This is a genomic window from Geodermatophilus poikilotrophus, assembly GCF_900111455.1.
GTDB classification, from domain to species: Bacteria; Actinomycetota; Actinomycetes; order Mycobacteriales; family Geodermatophilaceae; genus Geodermatophilus; species Geodermatophilus poikilotrophus.
Window position 1 is genome coordinate 239,377 of the sequence record NZ_FOIE01000008.1, and the last position, 15,677, is coordinate 255,053.

Here is a 15,677-nt window from a genome sequence, read left to right on the forward strand (position 1 = left end):
ACCACCCGCGGACGAGGACCTGCTGGGCGGTGGTGCAACCGCCACGTCCGGAGCCGTCGTGGGTCTCGATGCCGCCCGGGTCGACGGCCGGCTGCGGCGAGGCGCTCAGGCTCCGCCCAGCGCCTCGGCGGCGGCCGAGCGCAGCCGGGTCGCCAGCTCCGCCTCGGCGCGCTGGTCGGTGCGGACGACGACCACCCGGGGTCCGCCCGCGGCGACGGCGTCCCGGAGGTCGGCCGACGACGACACCCGCTCGGCCGGCCAGCCGAGCGCCTCCGCGACGGCGACCAGGTCGCGGCCGTGCGGCGTGCCGAACACCCGCCGGTAGCCGGCCTCGTACCGCGGCTGCCCGGGCTCGAGCTGGGCGAAGATGCCGCCGCCGTCGTTGTCCGGGACGACGAGGGTGAGGTCCGGCCGGGGTTCGCCCTCCCCCACCAGCAGGCCCTGCAGGTCGTGCAGGAAGGTGAGGTCGCCGAGCAGCGCGAACGCCCGGTCGCCGTGCACGCGGGCCGCGCCGACCGCGGTGGAGACCGTCCCGTCGATGCCGGCGACGCCGCGGTTGGCCAGCACGGTGAGCTCCGGGCGCGGGACGGCCAGCCGGTCGACGTCGCGCACCGGGGTCGAGGAGCCGAGCACCAGCAGCGCACCGTCGGGCAGGGCGGCGACCAGGTCGCGGGCGAGCATCCCGGCGGTCAGCCCGGGCAGTGCATCGAGGACGCCGTCGACCGCCGTCCCCAGCCGGCCGGCGGCCGCGCACCACGCCGCCCGCCACGCCGCACCGGCCGGGGCGCCGGCGGCCGGCAGCCCGCCCACCCAGGTCGTCGAGCGGCCGGCGTCGGGCCAGTGCGGGGCGGCGGACACGGTCTCCACCCGGACGGCGGGGTCGGCGAGCAGCGCCGACACCGGCCGGGACAGCGTCGGCCGGCCCACGACCAGCACCCGGTCGGGCCGGTGGTCGGCCAGCCAGCCGGGCACCCCGAGCAGCAGCGCACCGCCGCGCACGGACGCCGCCCACGCACCGCTCGACGGCTCGGCGACCACCGGCCAGCCCTGCGCGCCGGCCAGCTCGGCCGCTGCCCGGCCCAGCGCCGGCGGCGCGTCACCGACGACGACGAGGGTGCGCTGCGGGCCGGTGTCGGCCGGCCGGGGTGGTGCGGGCAGCGAGCCGTCTGTCCACGGGGAACCGTCCGGCCGGCCGGACCACGGGCCGGTGGTCCGCACGTCGGCGTCCTCGGGAAGCAGCGGCTCGCGGAACGAGAGGTTGAGGTGCACCGGCCCCGGGTCGCCGGAGAGCCCGCCGCGGGCGGTCAGCAGCGCCTTGGCCACCAGCGAGCGCCAGTACCGGTTCTGCGCCTGCTCGCGGCCGGCCTCGGGCACGCCGACGTCGACCGCCGCCCGCACCGCCCCGCCGTAGAGACCGGGCTGGGCGATGGTCTGGTTGGCGCCGGTGCCGCGCAGCTCCGGCGGCCGGTCGGCGGTCAGCGCCAGCAGCGGCACCCCCGCGGCGTCGGCCTCCAGCACCGCGGCGTGCAGGTGCGCGGTCGCCGTCCCCGATGTGGTGAGCACCGGCACCGGCCGCCCGGACGCCTTGGCCAGGCCGAGCGCGAGGAAGGCCGCCGTCCGCTCGTCGATGCGCACGTGCAGCGTCAGCCGGCCGTCCCGCTCGGCGTCGGCCAGCGCCAGCGCGACCGGCGCCGAGCGGGAGCCGGGCGCCACCACGGCGTCGGTGACCCCGCCGCGGACCAGCTCGTCGACGAGCACCCGGGCGAGGGCGGTGGAGGGGTTCACCCGCGCACCGCGTGCAGCCGCGCCAGCCACCGCGCCTCGACCTCCGGGCCGGCGGCGACGTCGGCCAGCCGGTCGGGCGTGACGGCACGCACCGGGAGCGCACCGTCCACCGGCAGCAGCGGGTCGCCGGTGACGTCCCCGTCCAGCAGCGCGACGGTGGCCAGCCCGCAGGCGAACGGCAGCTCGGGCAGCGCGGCGGCCAGGGCCACGCCGGCGGCGATGCCCACCGAGGACTCCAGCGCCGAGGAGACGACGCACGGCAGGCCGTGCGCCCAGGCCACCTCGAGCGCCGCCCGGACCCCGCCGAGCGGCTGCACCTTGAGGACGACGACGTCCGCCGCCTCGCGCAGGTCCACCCGCAGCGGGTCGGCCGAACGCCGGACGACCTCGTCAGCGGCGACCCGGACGTCGACCCGGCGGCGCAGGGCGGCCAGCTCCGCCAGCGACGCGCAGGGCTGCTCGACGTACTCCAGGCCGACCCGGTCGAGCACGCGGATGCGCGCGGCGGCGGTGTCGACGTCCCAGGCGGCGTTCGCGTCGACCCGGATCGCGCCGTCCGGGCCGAGGGCGTCGCGCACCGCCTCGACGCGGGCCAGGTCGTCGGCCGGCGCCTGGCCCGGCTCGGCGACCTTGACCTTCGCCGTCCGGCAGCCGGAGGCGGTCACGATCGCGTGCGCCCGCCCGGGGTCGACGGCGGGCACGGTGACGTTCACCGGCACGGCGTCCCGCACCGGCGCCGGCCACCCGTCGCAGGCCGCCTCGACCGCCGCGGCCCACCAGCGGCGGCTCTCGGCGACGTCGTAGTCCCAGAACGGGGAGAACTCCCCCCAGCCCGCCGGGCCCTCCACCAGCACCCCGTCGCGGACGTCGATGCCGCGGAACCGGGTCCGCATCGGCACCGACCAGACCTGCGCCCCGTCGGTGTCGATCACGTCAGCAAGCGTAGTTCGGGCGCGCAGTAGCCTCGGACCTCGTGCCCAGGCACCTCACACTCGTGCCGGCGCCGGCCGACCCTCTCGCGCTCCTCCCCGACCTGCGCGCCGCCCTGGACGGCACGACGCCGCTCGCCGTCCTGCCCGCCGGCCCGCCGCCCGCCGTCAGGGCTGCGCTGGCCGTGCTGCGCCCCGAGGTGCCCCTGGAGGACGGCGCGGACCTCGTCGTCGTCACCTCCGGCTCGACCGGCGGCGGCCGCGGCGTGCTGCTGCCGGCGGCCGCGGTGCGCGCGTCGGGCGAGGCCACGCTGCGCCGGCTCGGGGGGCCGGGCGCCTGGCTGCTCGCGCTGCCGGTCTCGGCGATCGCCGGCCTGCAGGTGCTCTGCCGCTCGATCCTGGGCGGCACCGACCCGACCGTGCTCGCCTCCGGGGAGCCGCTGGCCGCCGCCGTCGCCCGCATGCCGGCCGGCCGGCGCTACACCGCGCTGGTGCCCACCCAGCTGCGCCGGTACCTCGACGCCGAGCCCGCCGCGCTGCGCGCGTTCGACGCGGTGCTCGTCGGCGGCGCGGCCACCGACGCAGGCCTGCTGGCCGGCGCCCGCGACGCGGGCGTCGCCGTCGTGACCACCTACGGGATGACCGAGACCGCCGGCGGCTGCGTGTACGACGGCGAGCCGCTGGACGGCGTGCGGGTGCGCGTCGCCGACGGCGGGGACGCCGCAGGACCCGGCGGTGTGGGCATCGAGCTCGCCGGGCCGGTGCTCGCGACCGGCTACCGACTCGACCCCGGGGGCACCGCGGCCGCGTTCGCCGGCGGCTGGTTCCGCACCCGCGACGCCGGGGCCCTCGACGACGCCGGCCGGCTGGCCGTGCACGGCCGGCTGGACGACGTCGTGGTCACCGGCGGGGTCAACGTCGCGCCCCAGGCCGTCGAGGCCGTGCTGCGCCAGCACCCGGACGTCGCCGACGCCGTCGTCTTCGGCCGGCCGGACGACGAGTGGGGCCAGCGGGTGGTTGCCGCGGTGGTGCCGGCACCGGGCGCGGAGCCGGACCTCGCCGCGCTGCGCCGCTGGGTCACCGCGCGGCTGGGCGGGCCGGCCGCACCGCGGGAGCTGCACCGCATCGCCGCCGTCCCGGCCCTGCACACCGGCAAGCCCGACCGCCGCGGTGTCGCCGCCGCGATCCCCGACGAGAGGTCCTGACCGTGGCCACCCCCGCCCAGTGGCTGGCCGGCGCCCGCCCGCGCACGCTGCCCGCGGCCCTCGCCCCCGTGCTCGTGGGCACCGGCACCGCCGCGGCCCTCGACGGCTTCCGGCCGCTGACCGCGCTGCTGGCCCTGCTGGTCGCCCTCGCGCTGCAGGTGGCGGTCAACTACGCCAACGACTACTCCGACGGGGTGCGCGGCAGCGACGCCGTCCGGGTGGGCCCGATGCGGCTGGTCGGCTCGGGCGCGGCGACCCCGCGGCAGGTGCTGGGCGCAGCGCTGGCCTCCTTCGCGGTCGCAGCGGTGGCCGGGCTGGCCCTGGCGGCGCTGTCGAGCTGGTGGCTGGTCGGGGTCGGCGCGGCCTGCATCGCCGCCGCCTGGACCTACACCGGCGGCCCGCTCCCCTACGGCTACCTGGCGTTGGGCGAGGTGTTCGTCTTCGTCTTCTTCGGCCTGGTCGCCGTCGTGGGGACGACGTTCGTGCAGACCGGCTCGGTCGACGGGCTGGCCGTCGCGGCCGCGGTGCCGATCGGCCTGCTGTCGGTGGCGCTGCTGGTGGTGAACAACCTGCGCGACATCGAGGGCGACGCCGCCGTCGGCAAGCGCACGCTGGCCGTGCTGCTCGGCGACCGCGGCACCCGGATCGCGTTCGCGGCGCTGCCGGCGGTGGCGTTCGCGGTGGTCGTCGCGATCGGCGTGGCGCGGCCCTGGGCCCTGCTGGCGCTGCTCGCCGTCCCGCTGGCCGTGCCGCCCGTGCGCACCGTGCTCTCCGGCGGGCGCGGCCCCGCGTTGATCGCGGCGCTGCAGGGCACCGGTCTGCTCACCCTGGTGACCGGGGTGCTGCTGGGCGCCGGGCTGGCCCTCAGCGGCTGAAGGAGGACCCCGTCCTCCTCACCGCTCGCAAGCTCGCGGCGAGCCTCTGGACGGGGCCAGCGGGGTCCTTCACCCGTCGCCGGTGAGTCGGGCCTCGCGCGCGGCCTTCGCCTGCTGACGGGCGACGCTGCGCGCGGCCAGGGCCTCGGTGAGCCGCTCGCGCGAGGAGCGCAGCAGCAGGTACGAGACCGGCATCGACAGCAGCAGCCCGAACAGCGCGCCGGACCAGAAGTCCAGGCCCAGCACCCACAGCAGCAGGACCAGCGCGGCGGCGATGGCCAGCCGGCCGACCGTGTACACCGCCAGCCAGGGCGCGATCCTGGGCGGCGCCGCCGGCCCTCCGGTCGGCGCGCCCGGCACCGCCGGCTCAGCCCTCTCCGCCATGGCGACCCTCCCACTTGGTGCTGAGCACGACCGTCGTCCGCGTGCGGGCGACGCCTCTGACCCGGTTCAACGCGCTGATGGTGGTCTCCAGTGCCGCGATGTCGGTCACCCGGACCTTGAGCACGTAGCCCTCGCTGCCGGCGACCCGCCAGCAGTCCTCGACCTCGGGCATCGCGGCCAGCGCCTCCTCGATGCCGGTCTCGTCGACCGAGTCGCTCTCGATGACGCCCACCAGCGCGGTGACGCCCAGGCCCACCGCCGCCGGGTCCACGACCGCCCGGTAGCCGGTGACGACCCCGGCCGCCTCCAGCTTGCCGACCCGCTCGTGCACCGCCGGGGAGGAGAGACCGACCCGCCGCGCGAGCTCGGCGTAGCTCGCCCGGCCGTTGGCGCGCAGCAGGTCGATCAGCTGCTGGTCGACGGCGTCGATGGCGTGTCCCTCCCGCAGGTGCCGCGCTGGGTGTGCGGTCGAGTATCGCCCGCGCACGTACTGTGGAGAGCAGTCGGGCTCGATCGGCGAGGGGGTGGGCCGCCATGGCCTTCGTGGTGGTGCTGGTGGTGGCGATCGCCGTGGTGGTGCTGGTGCTGCGCGCGGCGGAGAAGGGCGGTCCCGGCGGGGTCCGCGCCCCGAAGCCGCCCCGGCCGCAGCGCGCCGCCCGCCCGGTGGCACCGGACGACGACCCGGAGTTCCTGCGCGAGCTGGAGCGCCGCACCCGGCGCGACGACGGCTCCCCCGCCTGAGCGCCTCGGTCACCCAGGTCCCGAGCGCGGTCCCGCCCTGAGCCTGCGAAGGGTGGGGAGGACGGCGGCCCCGTCCCGGGTCCCGCCCTGAGCCTGCGAAGGGTGGGGAGGACGGGGTCCTTACTTCAGGCGGCGCGGAAGAGGCGCCGCCACCCGCGGCGCTTCTCCGGCTGCTCGGCGTCCGGCACGGCCTGAGGGGCCCGGTCGGAGATCCCCCCGGGCCAGCCCAGGCCCTCGTGCGTCGTCGATGTCCCCGGCCAGCCGAGACCGCTCTCGGTGCCCTCGGCCCGCGCGTGGCCGTGCCGTCCGGCAGGGGCACCCGCCGGACGCTGCGCGAGCGCGGCGGCGACGACGGGATCCACCGCCGCCCCTTCCGAAGCAGAGTGCCTACCCACGGGGAGCTCCCCTCCGGCGCGACATGGGGGCATGGAAGCACGGCCGCGTCCGGCGTGTCATGGACACGCCGCCCGTACGGGAGACCCGTGTCACCTCGTGTGGCGAACGGGACGGCCCGCGCGCAGGACCCCTTCCCCGGTGGACGAGGGGCCCGCGGTGGAGCGGTCAGCAGTCCCAGGCGGCGTACTGCGGGTCCCGCTCGGCCATCGCCTCCCTCAGTCCAGCCCGCCGTAGCTGTGCAGGCCGGTCGAGACCATGTTGACGTAGAGCAGGTTGAACAGGACCACGGCGAAACCGACGACGTTGACCCACGCCGCCGGGCGCCCCCGCCAGCCGACCGTCGTCCGCGCGTGCAGGTAACCGGCGTAGACCACCCAGGAGATGAACATCCAGGTCTCCTTGGGGTCCCAGCCCCAGAAGCGGCCCCAGGCGCTCTCCGCCCAGATGGCGCCGGCGATCATCGCGAACGTGTAGATGGGGAAGGCGAAGACGGCGGTGCGGTGGGCGACCCGGTCGAGTGTCGCGGCGCCCGGGAGCCGGGACAGGAACGAGCCGTCCGCACCGGCCTCCTGCCGGGACCGCAGCAGGTACAGCACGCTGGCGATGCCGCTGACGAAGAAGAGACCCGAGCCGAGGATCGCGCTGGACACGTGCACGGCCAGCCAGCTGGAGCGCAGCGCGGCGACCAGCGGCCCGGTCTCGGTGTAGAGGAACAACCCGATCGCGACGAGCGAGATCACCACCGGCGCCAGCACGAAGGCGCCGATGTCGCGGACGGCCGGGACCCGGGTCGCTAGCACCAGGTAGGCCACCACGCCGACGAGGACCACGGCGGTGGCGAACTCGTACATGTTGCCCCAGGGCAGCCGGTCAGCGGCCATCCCGCGGGTGATCAGCACGCCTGCGTGCGCGGCGGCGCCGAGGACGGTGACCGCCAGCCCGGCGAGCCCCCAGCGGTCGCTGCGGAGCGGGGCGGCAGGCGCACCCGCGTCCGCCCCGCCGGACCCGGCGGGGACCAGCTCCCTGGCCGGCCGCCGGCCGAACGCCAGCTGCGCCGAGAACGCCACGACGGCAACCGAGTAGAGCGCGACGGCGATCGAGAACAGCCTGTCCGACAGCTCGGCCAGCGACGGGTCAACGGTCACGCGGGGAGACCTCCGGTTCCGGTGCGGCCCCGCCGGACGGCGGGGCGGAGGGGGTCGGGGAACGCTCGTCGAGCGCGGCCCGCAGCTGCCCGGTCAGCTCGGCGAAGCGGGTGGCGCTCTCGCCGCCGCCCCGCGTCAGCGAGCCGACGGTCAGCACGGTACCGCCGCCGTCGGGAGCCGGGCCGACGCGGGCGAAGAAGCGCTCACGGCGCAGGAACAGCAGGGCGAGCAACCCGACGAGCACGGCGATCGCGGCGGCGAGCACCCACACCTGGCCGGGGTCGTGGGAGAACTGCAGCGCGGCGAACTGCGAGACGCCGGTGAAGGTGACCGCCGTCCCGTCGGGGAGGGTGAGCGTCTCGCCGACCGCCAGGTTGGCCCGGCCGACCTCGGCGAGCCGGCCGCGCTCGATCTGGCTGGCGTCGAGCGAGTAGACCGACTGCGGCAGGCCGGAGTCCAGGCCCAGGTAGCCCTGGTAGGCCAGGACCGCCACCTGCGGGTTCAGCGGCCGGGGGTCGATCGAGGTCAGGACGCCGCCCTGCATCAGCCCGGTCGGGGCGAAGAAGCCCTCGAGGGCCAGCTGGTCCTCCACGCCGGCGCCGAGGTCGGGCAGCTTGAGCGCGCCCTCGCTGGACATCGTGGTCTGGTCCGAGGGCAGGAACGGCGCCGAGACGTCCGTGAACGCCGTCCCGTCGGGCAGGGTGACGGTGAACCGCGGGGCGTAGCCGTGGCCGGTGACGTACACCCGGTCGCCGTCGAGCCGGAGCGGGTCGTTGACGCCGATGGTGGCCGGCTCCCCCTCCTCGCCGGGGCCGCCGTAGCGGATGTCGGCGGTGTAGGAGGCCGCGGTCAGGTCCTCCTCGTACTCCGCGCGGAAGTCCTCCAGGTCGATGCAGAGCGGGCTGAGGTCACCGCTGTCGACCAGCGCACCGGAGGAGTGGGTGTCGTACTGCTGGAAGGAGTTGCAGAAGCCCTGGCCCTCGGTGACCAGGATGCTGCCCTCGTACCCCCACAGCTTGCCGCCGGCCAGGCCGAGCAGCAGCGCCACCAGGGACAGGTGGAACAGCAGGTTGCCGCTCTCCTTCCAGAAGCCCTTCTCCGCGGAGAGCTCCGGGCCGGATGCCGCAGGACCCGGCGGAGTCGACGCGGCACCGTCCCGGCGGACGACGCGGAAGCGCCGCACCCGCAGCTCCTCCTCGACCACGTCGAGGACGGCCGGGCCGGGCAGCGCGGTGGCGAGCTCACCGGAGTCGGGCAGCCGCTGCAGCCGGCGCGGCGCCGGCGGCGGAGCGGCCCGCAGCGCGCGGACGTGCTCGGCCAGCCGGGGGACGACGCAGCCGATGAGCGAGACGAACAGCAGCAGGTAGACCGCGGCGAACCACGGCGAGCCGAAGACGTCGAAGGCGTAGAGCCGGTCGAGCACCGGCGCCAGCGTCGGGTGGTCGGCGAAGTACTGCCGGACGGCGTTCTGGTTCAGCGAGCGCTGCGGGAGCAGCGACCCCGGGATCGCCGCCAGCGCCAGCAGGAACAGCAGGACGATCGCCGTCCGCATCGCGGTCAGCCGGCGCCACCAGCGCAGCCACAGCCCCCAGGCGCGGGCGCCCAGGGAGGGCCGGGCGGGCGGCGGCGGTGCCGCGGCCGGCCGCGGCGGGGCGACGGTGCTCACAACACCTCCTCGCTGGCGCTCGTCGGTGCTGTGAGCAGTGCTGCTCCGTTGATCGGTGACCTCGCGAGCTCGGTCACAGCACGCTCTCCGCGAAGCCGTTGGCGGCCAGCCAGCCCTGCAGCCAGCGCATCATCTCGGTCCAGGCGCCGGTGACCAGCAGCAGGCCGACGACGACGAGGACGGCGCCGCCGAACCGCGTGACCGCCTGCGCGTGCCGCCGCAGGAACGACGTCGCGCCCATCGCCCAGCGGGCGCCGAGGGCGACGAGCACGAACGGCACGCCCAGTCCCAGGCAGTAGGCCAGCCCGAGCAGCGCCCCGCGTCCGGCGGTGGCCTGCTGGAAGGCGAGGTTCTGCACCGCGGCGAGCGTGGGGCCCAGGCACGGCGTCCAGCCCAGCCCGAAGACGACGCCCAGCAGCGGCGCCCCCGCCAGCCCGGTCGCCGGGCGGAGGGCCATCCGCCTGGTGCGCTGCAGCAGCGGCAGCCAGCCGAGGAAGCCCAGCCCGACCAGGACGGTGACGACGCCGAGCACCCGGGTGATCTCGTCGTTGTACTGCAGCAGCAGCCGGCCCAGGCCGCCGACCGCGGTGCTGATGGTGACGAAGACGGCGGTGAAGCCGAGCACGAACAGGACGGCGCCGAGGACCATCCGCCCGCGGGGTGACCGCTCGTCGGTGCGGACCACCGTCGCCGTGGAGCCGCCGGACGCGACCGCGGCGGGGGCCGTCGTCCGGGCACCGGAGCCGACCAGCCCGGTGACGTAGGACAGGTAGCCGGGCACCAGCGGCAGCACGCACGGCGAGGCGAAGCTGACCAGCCCGACCAGCGCCGCGACGGCAGCGGCCACGAGCAGCGGGCCGTCGGTCACGAGGCCGCCGAAGGTCTCCCCCATCAGCCCTCCTCGGCCAGCAGCAGGTCGAGCACCGCCCGCAGGTCCTCCTGCGCGACCGCGCCGGTGTAGACCGCGGCCACCCGCCCCTGCGCGTCCAGCACGATGGTGGACGGGATGGCGTTGGCCGGGTAGTCCCGGAACGCCAGGGCCACCTCGCCCCGCGGGTCGTGGAGCGACGGGAACTCGATGCCGAAGCTGTCCTCGAACGCGCGGGCCAGCTGGTCGGTGTCCTTCACGTTGACGCCCAGGAACCGCACGCCCCGGTCGCGCACCTCGGCGTAGACCTCCTGGAACTCCGGCGACTCCACCCGGCAGGGGGCGCACCAGGAACCCCAGAAGTTGACGACCGCGATGCCGCCGTCGAGCTCGGTGGAGGCGAAGTCGTCGCCGTCGAGCAGGGTGCCGGAGAACTCCGGCGCGGCGGCGCGCTCGTCGGACGGGATGACCTCCCCGGCCGGGGTGCCCTGGACGAAGCGGAACTCCCCGCCGTTGTTGACGTCGACGGCGCCGTCGCCGGTGGCGCAGCCGGTGAGCAGCAGCGCAGCCACCAGCGCGCCGAGCAGACCTCGCCTCATGCGCCGGGGACCGCGTCCGGCGGGGTGGCGCCGGCGGGCTCGGCGTAGGAGATCCCCACGACGTGGTCGCCGTCGTAGGTCACCGAGGTGACGCTGGCCAGCCCGCACTGCCGGCGGCGCGGGTCGTGCGTGTAGCGGCGTCCCTCCAGGTGCAGCCGCAGCGTCCAGATCGGCAGCTGGTGGCTGACGCAGACCGCCGCGGCACCGCGGGCGGCGTCCCGCGCGGACTCGACCGCGGCCAGCATCCGCGCGGCGATCTCGACGTAGGGCTCGCCCCACGACGGGCGGAACGGGTTGCGCAGCTTCCACCAGTGCTGGGGGGAGCGCAGGGCGCCGTCCCCCACGCCGACCCGCAGCCCCTCGAAGGCGTTGCCCGCCTCGATCAGCCGGTCGTCCACCCCGATCGGCAGGTCGAGCTTGCCGGCGATCGGCGCGGCGGTCTGCTGCGCGCGCTTCAGCGGGCTGCTGACCACGTGGGTGACGCCCTTGCCGGACAGCCACTCGGCGGCGGCCAGCGCCATCGCCTCGCCGGTCTCCGACAGCCGGTAGCCCGGCAGCCGGCCGTAGAGCACCTCCTCCGGGTTGAACACCTCGCCGTGGCGGAGCAGGTGGACCACGGTCTCCTCGGCCATCAGGTGCTCATCCCGGTGGAGGCGTCGGCCGGCTCCTCGGCCGGCGGGGCGGACGACGGGTCGACGGCCGCGGCGGCACGGGCGGCCGCCGGGAGTGCGTCGAGGACCCGCTCGACGGCCTCGTCGTCGAGCGCGGCGCTGACGAACCACGACTCGAACGCCGAGGGCGGCAGGTAGACGCCGCGGGCGAGCATCGCCTGGAAGAAGGCGGTGTAGCGGGCGGCGTCCTGCGAGCGCGCGTCGTCGTAGTCGCGCACCTGCCGGTCGTCGGGGACGAAGAACACCGAGAACATCGAGCCGGCCTGCTGCACGCGGTGCGGGACGCCCGCGGCGAACAGCGCGGCGCTGGCCGCCCCGCGGAGGGTGACGGCGACCTCGTCGCAGCGGGCGTAGACCTCGCGGGTGCAGTGCCGCAGCGTGGTGAGGCCCGCGGCGACCGCGACCGGGTTCCCCGACAGCGTGCCCGCCTGGTAGACCGGCCCGGCCGGGGCCAGGTGCTGCATGAGGTCGGCGCGGCCGCCGAAGGCCGCGGCCGGCAGCCCGCCGCCCATGACCTTGCCGAAGGTCATCAGGTCGGCGTCCACCGGGTCCAGGCCGTACCAGCCGGAGCGGGACACGCGGAAGCCGGTCATGACCTCGTCGACGATCAGCAGTGCACCGTGCGCGGCGGTGGTGCGGCGCAGCGCCTGGTTGAAGCCGTCCAGCGGCGGGACGACGCCCATGTTGCCGACCGCGGCCTCGGTGATGACCGCGGCGATCTCGCTGCCCCGCTCGGCGAAGACGGCCTCGACCGCGGCCGCGTCGTTGTAGGGCAGGACGACGGTGTCGGCGGCGGCGCCGGTGGTGACGCCGGGGGTGTCGGGCAGGCCGAGGGTGGCCACGCCGGAGCCGGCCGAGGCCAGCAGCGCGTCGACGTGGCCGTGGTAGCAGCCGGCGAACTTGACGATGACCCGACGGCCCGTGACGCCGCGGGCCAGGCGCACCGCCGAGAGGACCGCCTCGGTGCCGGAGTTGACCAGCCGCACCTCTTCCACCGGCGGCATGCGGCGGACGATCTCCTCGGCCAGCTCCACCTCGCCCTCGGTCGGGGTGCCGAAGGTCAGGCCGCGGCGGGCGGCAGCGGTGACCGCCTCCACGACCGCCGGGTGGGCGTGGCCGAGGATCAGCGGGCCCCACGAGGCGACGAGGTCGACGTAGCGGCGGCCGTCTGCGTCGGTGAGGTACGCGCCCTGGCCCTGGGCCATGAAGCGGGGGGTGCCACCGACGGCGCCGAAGGCGCGCACCGGTGAGTTCACCCCGCCGGGGGTGACCCGCTGCGCGCGGGCGAACAGGTCGGCCGACGCGGGGGCCTCGTAGGCGTACGGGGGGCTGTCCAGCGAGGTCACGACCCCAGTGTCCCCTCCCTCTCCGACGGGCCGCCGGGGACGTCCGCCACAGCCGCGAGCAGGGCACGCGACAGCGCCGCCGGGTCGCGGGTGGGCACCAGCACGGTGCGCCCGTCCGTCGTCCGCAGCGGCAGGCCCGACCGGCCGCGCGGCAGCGACCAGCCGCCGCCGAGCACCGGGGCACCCGCGTCCACCCCCGCCGTCCCGGCGCCGACCGCGCGCAGGTGGGCGGCGTCGACGTCGGCGAGCGGCACCCGCTCCGGGCCGACCGCGAGCACCGGGTCGGCGCCGCCGGCGTCGACCTGCACCGTCCAGGCCCGGCGGGCCGAGACCACGCCGGTCGCGACCACGCCCAGGACGGCGACCACGGCCAGCGCCCACACCGGCGGCGGCAGCCCGGGGCCGGGCAGGGCGGCGTCCAGGACGACGAGGAGCCCGAGGGCCCCGGCGACCAGCCAGAACGGCCGCCAGGAGCCCCCGGGCTCTGCGTAGGACATCAGCGCAGCCAGCGGGCGGCCTCCACCGCCCAGTAGGTGAGCACGGTGCCCGCGCCCGCCCGGCGGATGGCGGTGAGCGTCTCCAGGACAGCCCGCTGCCGGTCCACCCAGCCGTTGGCGGCGGCCGCCTCGAGCATCGCGTACTCACCGCTGACCTGGTAGGCGCTGACCGGGACGTCGACGGCGTCGGCGACCCGGGCGACGATGTCCAGGTAGGGCAGCGCCGGCTTGACCATGACCGCGTCGGCGCCCTCGGCGAGGTCCTGCGCCACCTCGCGCAGCGCCTCGTCGGCGTTGGGCGGGTCCATCTGGTAGGTCGAGCGGTCGCCGAACTGCGGCGCGCCCTCGGCCGCCTCGCGGAACGGGCCGTAGAAGCCCGAGGCGTACTTGGCGGCGTAGGCCAGGATCGGCGTCTCCTGGAAGGCCGCGCCGTCCAGCGCCCGCCGGATCGCCGCGACCTGGCCGTCCATCATCCCGCTGGGGGCGATGACGTGCGCTCCTGCCTGGGCCTGGGCGATCGCGACGGCGGCGTAGCGGTCCAGCGTCGGGTCGTTGTCGACGACGCCGGCCGGGGTGACGAGCCCGCAGTGCCCGTGGTCGGTGTACTCGCACAGGCACAGGTCGGCCATGAGCACCAGCTCGTCGCCGAGGTCGGCGCGCAGCTGCTGCAGGGCGACGTTGACGATGCCGTCGGCGGCGTCGGCCTGGGAGCCGACCGCGTCCTTCTCCGACGGGATCCCGAAGAGGACCAGCCCGCCGATGCCGGCCTCGGCCGCCTCGTGCGCGGCCTTGCGCAGCGACTCGGTCGTGTGCTGGACGACGCCGGGCATCGAGCTGATCGGCTGCGGCTCGTCGATGCCCTCCTTGACGAACACCGGCAGCACGAGGTCGGCCGGGGCCAGCCGGGTCTGCGCGGTGAGCCGCCGCAGCGCGGCCGTCGACCGCAGCCGACGCCCGCGCGTGAAGCCACGGGTCGACCCGCCCGCCCCCACACCTGCGGTCACTGCTCCTCGCCGCCCTCCGCCTCGCGCAGGGACAGCGCGTGCTCGGCCAGCGCGTCCACCAGCGGGCCCACCGCGGCGGTCTCCGGCTGGACGTCGACCCGCAGGCCGAACTCCTGCGCGGTCGCCGCGGTCTGCGGGCCGATCACCGACACGACGGTCTTCGCGTGCGGCTTGCCGGCGATGCCGACCAGGTTCCGCACGGTGCTCGACGAGGTGAAGCACACCGCGTCGAAGCCGCCGCCCTTGATCGCCTCGCGCACCGGGGCGGGCGGCGGGGCGGCCCGGACGGTGCGGTAGGCGGTGACGTCGTCGATCTCCCAGCCGCGCTCCTTGAGGCCTGCGGCGAGGGTCTCGGTGGCGATGTCGGCGCGGGGCAGCAGCACCCGGTCGATCGGGTCCAGCACGTCGTCGTACTCGGGGAAGTCGGCCAGCAGGCCCTCGCTGGACTGCTGCCCGGTGGGCACCAGCTCCGGCACGATGCCGAAGGCGCGCACGGCATCGGCGGTGGACTCCCCGACGCAGGCGACCTTCACGCCGGCGAACGCGCGGGCGTCCAGGCCGAGCTCGACGAACTTCTCCCGGACGGCCTTCACCGCGTTCACCGAGGTGAAGACGATCCAGCCGTAGCGACCGGTGACCAGGCCCTTGATGGCGCGGTCCATCTGCGCGGGGCTGCGCGGCGGCTCGACGGCGATCGTCGGCACCTCCACCGGGACGGCGCCGTAGGCACGCAGCCGGTCGCTCATCTCGCCCGCCTGGTCCTTGGTGCGCGGCACCAGCACCCGCCAGCCGAACAGCGGCCGGCTCTCCCACCAGGACAGCCGGGCGCGCTTGTCGACGGCCGACCCGACGGTGGCCACGACCGGGCCGCTGACGGCGTCCAGGCCGGCGGTCTTCTCGGCGACGGCGGCGAGCTTGGCCACCACGCTGCGCTGCCCGGTGCCCGAGCCGCCGGTGGTGACGACGACCGCGGTGCTGCCGGACAGGCCGCCCTCGACCAGCCGCGCGGCGGCGTCCGGGAGGTCCTCGGCGTCGCCCTGGAGCACCAGCGGCGCGTCCAGGCCCTTGGCCGCGGTGGCCAGCGCCGCCAGGTCGGCCTCGCCACCGCGCAGGTCCGCGGTCAGCGAGGTGCCGCCGAGCGCGACGCCGGCGAACGCCGGGACGGCGGTCTGCGGGGCGACGCCGGGGACGACGTCGAAGCCGACCGAGGTGCGGCTCACGGCCAGCACCTCCTTGACCACGGCGTCGGAGGTGAACGGGTCGCCGGCGACCAGCCGGACGACGGTGCCGCCGGCCTTGGCGGCGGCCACGGCCGCCTTGGCGACCTCGGCCGGCTCCCCGGTCGCGGGGGTCAGCTCGAGCTCCGGCCGGTCGGCGCGGACGGCCTCGGCGACCGCCGGCGGGACGGCGGCGTCGACGAGGACGGTGTGCGCCTCGGCGAGCGCCGCGGTCGCCCGGGCGGTGAGCATCCCGGGGTCGCCCGGGCCGGCGCCGACGAAGACGACCGTGCCGGTCGCCCCGCCGTTCTGCTTGCGGAAGCGCGTCATCGCGTGCTCCTGGGTAGGG

General features: G+C 76.6%; 17 protein-coding genes. 3 read left to right on the forward strand and 14 right to left on the reverse strand.

Translation table 11 applies throughout. The features are described 5' to 3' along the window. Positions 1 to 105 precede the first annotated feature (105 nt). Both menD and BMW27_RS18715 read right to left on the reverse strand, forming a co-directional pair. Complete coding sequence (gene menD, locus BMW27_RS18710; protein ID WP_091447122.1) at positions 106 to 1,785, reverse strand: 2-succinyl-5-enolpyruvyl-6-hydroxy-3-cyclohexene-1-carboxylic-acid synthase; 1,680 nt, start codon at positions 1,783 to 1,785, stop codon at positions 106 to 108. Beyond that, positions 1,782 to 2,717: an o-succinylbenzoate synthase gene (locus tag BMW27_RS18715; protein WP_091446741.1), complete on the reverse strand. Its 936-nt coding sequence runs from the start codon at positions 2,715 to 2,717 to the stop codon at positions 1,782 to 1,784. The genes menD and BMW27_RS18715 overlap by 4 nt, the downstream gene beginning before the upstream one ends. Positions 2,718 to 2,758: 41 nt before the next feature. Between BMW27_RS18715 and menE the strand changes: the two genes are divergently transcribed. Together menE and BMW27_RS18725 are read left to right on the forward strand one after the other, a co-directional pair. Next, the gene (menE, locus tag BMW27_RS18720; protein WP_091446742.1) at positions 2,759 to 3,919 is read left to right on the forward strand and encodes an o-succinylbenzoate--CoA ligase; all 1,161 of its coding nucleotides are present in this window, start codon (positions 2,759 to 2,761) and stop codon (positions 3,917 to 3,919) included. 2 nt (positions 3,920 to 3,921) lie between these two features. Further along, positions 3,922 to 4,794: a 1,4-dihydroxy-2-naphthoate polyprenyltransferase gene (locus BMW27_RS18725; RefSeq protein WP_091446743.1), complete on the forward strand. Its 873-nt coding sequence runs from the start codon at positions 3,922 to 3,924 to the stop codon at positions 4,792 to 4,794. A gap of 69 nt (positions 4,795 to 4,863) precedes the next feature. Here BMW27_RS18725 and BMW27_RS18730 read toward each other — a convergent pair whose 3' ends face one another. Both BMW27_RS18730 and BMW27_RS18735 read right to left on the reverse strand, forming a co-directional pair. Next, on the reverse strand, positions 4,864 to 5,178 hold the full coding sequence (locus tag BMW27_RS18730) for a DUF4229 domain-containing protein (protein ID WP_091446746.1): 315 nt from the start codon (positions 5,176 to 5,178) through the stop codon (positions 4,864 to 4,866). Beyond that, on the reverse strand, positions 5,162 to 5,665 hold the full coding sequence (locus BMW27_RS18735; RefSeq protein WP_245743702.1) for an Lrp/AsnC family transcriptional regulator: 504 nt from the start codon (positions 5,663 to 5,665) through the stop codon (positions 5,162 to 5,164). Before BMW27_RS18735 ends, BMW27_RS18730 begins: the two co-directional genes overlap by 17 nt. Before the next feature lie 47 nt (positions 5,666 to 5,712). On the opposite strand from BMW27_RS18735, the gene BMW27_RS18740 reads away from it, so the two are divergent. Next, positions 5,713 to 5,919, forward strand: a complete 207-nt coding sequence (locus BMW27_RS18740; protein ID WP_091446749.1) for a hypothetical protein — start codon at positions 5,713 to 5,715, stop codon at positions 5,917 to 5,919. Positions 5,920 to 6,044: 125 nt separating this feature from the next. Here the strand turns inward: BMW27_RS18740 and BMW27_RS18745 are convergent, their stop codons facing one another. The 10 genes from BMW27_RS18745 to BMW27_RS18790 form a co-directional block, all read right to left on the reverse strand. Beyond that, positions 6,045 to 6,281, reverse strand: coding sequence for a hypothetical protein (locus tag BMW27_RS18745; RefSeq protein ID WP_091446752.1), 237 nt, complete (start codon positions 6,279 to 6,281; stop codon positions 6,045 to 6,047). Positions 6,282 to 6,530: 249 nt separating this feature from the next. After that, a complete protein-coding gene (gene ccsB, locus BMW27_RS18750; RefSeq protein WP_091446754.1) occupies positions 6,531 to 7,460 on the reverse strand; it encodes a c-type cytochrome biogenesis protein CcsB in 930 nt (309 codons plus the stop codon). Further along, the gene (gene resB / locus BMW27_RS18755; protein ID WP_091446757.1) at positions 7,450 to 9,126 is read right to left on the reverse strand and encodes a cytochrome c biogenesis protein ResB; all 1,677 of its coding nucleotides are present in this window, start codon (positions 9,124 to 9,126) and stop codon (positions 7,450 to 7,452) included. The genes ccsB and resB overlap by 11 nt, the downstream gene beginning before the upstream one ends. Before the next feature lie 73 nt (positions 9,127 to 9,199). Beyond that, entirely contained in the window at positions 9,200 to 10,018 is an 819-nt protein-coding gene (locus tag BMW27_RS18760; RefSeq protein ID WP_091446758.1) for a cytochrome c biogenesis CcdA family protein, read from the reverse strand. After that, positions 10,018 to 10,593, reverse strand: a complete 576-nt coding sequence (locus BMW27_RS18765) for a TlpA family protein disulfide reductase (protein WP_091446759.1) — start codon at positions 10,591 to 10,593, stop codon at positions 10,018 to 10,020. The genes BMW27_RS18760 and BMW27_RS18765 overlap by 1 nt, the downstream gene beginning before the upstream one ends. Further along, on the reverse strand, positions 10,590 to 11,225 hold the full coding sequence (locus BMW27_RS18770) for a histidine phosphatase family protein (RefSeq protein WP_091446760.1): 636 nt from the start codon (positions 11,223 to 11,225) through the stop codon (positions 10,590 to 10,592). Before BMW27_RS18770 ends, BMW27_RS18765 begins: the two co-directional genes overlap by 4 nt. Further along, entirely contained in the window at positions 11,225 to 12,610 is a 1,386-nt protein-coding gene (gene hemL, locus BMW27_RS18775) for a glutamate-1-semialdehyde 2,1-aminomutase (protein WP_091446761.1), read from the reverse strand. The genes BMW27_RS18770 and hemL overlap by 1 nt, the downstream gene beginning before the upstream one ends. Further along, positions 12,607 to 13,107: a hypothetical protein gene (locus BMW27_RS18780; protein ID WP_245743703.1), complete on the reverse strand. Its 501-nt coding sequence runs from the start codon at positions 13,105 to 13,107 to the stop codon at positions 12,607 to 12,609. Before BMW27_RS18780 ends, hemL begins: the two co-directional genes overlap by 4 nt. Next, positions 13,107 to 14,111: a porphobilinogen synthase gene (hemB, locus tag BMW27_RS18785; protein ID WP_091446766.1), complete on the reverse strand. Its 1,005-nt coding sequence runs from the start codon at positions 14,109 to 14,111 to the stop codon at positions 13,107 to 13,109. The genes BMW27_RS18780 and hemB overlap by 1 nt, the downstream gene beginning before the upstream one ends. Then, positions 14,108 to 15,658, reverse strand: a complete 1,551-nt coding sequence (locus BMW27_RS18790; protein ID WP_091446769.1) for a uroporphyrinogen-III synthase — start codon at positions 15,656 to 15,658, stop codon at positions 14,108 to 14,110. The genes hemB and BMW27_RS18790 overlap by 4 nt, the downstream gene beginning before the upstream one ends. Positions 15,659 to 15,677: the final 19 nt, after the last annotated feature.

Bases quoted from the DNA above. Each gene is read 5' to 3' on its own strand.
- BMW27_RS18730 (WP_091446746.1), bottom strand. From the start codon at position 5,178: ATGGCGGAGAGGGCTGAGCCGGCGGTGCCGGGCGCGCCGACCGGAGGG.
- BMW27_RS18740 (WP_091446749.1), top strand. From the start codon at position 5,713: ATGGCCTTCGTGGTGGTGCTGGTGGTGGCGATCGCCGTGGTGGTGCTG.
- BMW27_RS18760 (WP_091446758.1), bottom strand. From the start codon at position 10,018: ATGGGGGAGACCTTCGGCGGCCTCGTGACCGACGGCCCGCTGCTCGTG.
- BMW27_RS18765 (WP_091446759.1), bottom strand. From the start codon at position 10,593: ATGAGGCGAGGTCTGCTCGGCGCGCTGGTGGCTGCGCTGCTGCTCACC.
- BMW27_RS18770 (WP_091446760.1), bottom strand. From the start codon at position 11,225: ATGGCCGAGGAGACCGTGGTCCACCTGCTCCGCCACGGCGAGGTGTTC.
- BMW27_RS18780 (WP_245743703.1), bottom strand. From the start codon at position 13,107: ATGTCCTACGCAGAGCCCGGGGGCTCCTGGCGGCCGTTCTGGCTGGTC.
- BMW27_RS18790 (WP_091446769.1), bottom strand. From the start codon at position 15,658: ATGACGCGCTTCCGCAAGCAGAACGGCGGGGCGACCGGCACGGTCGTC.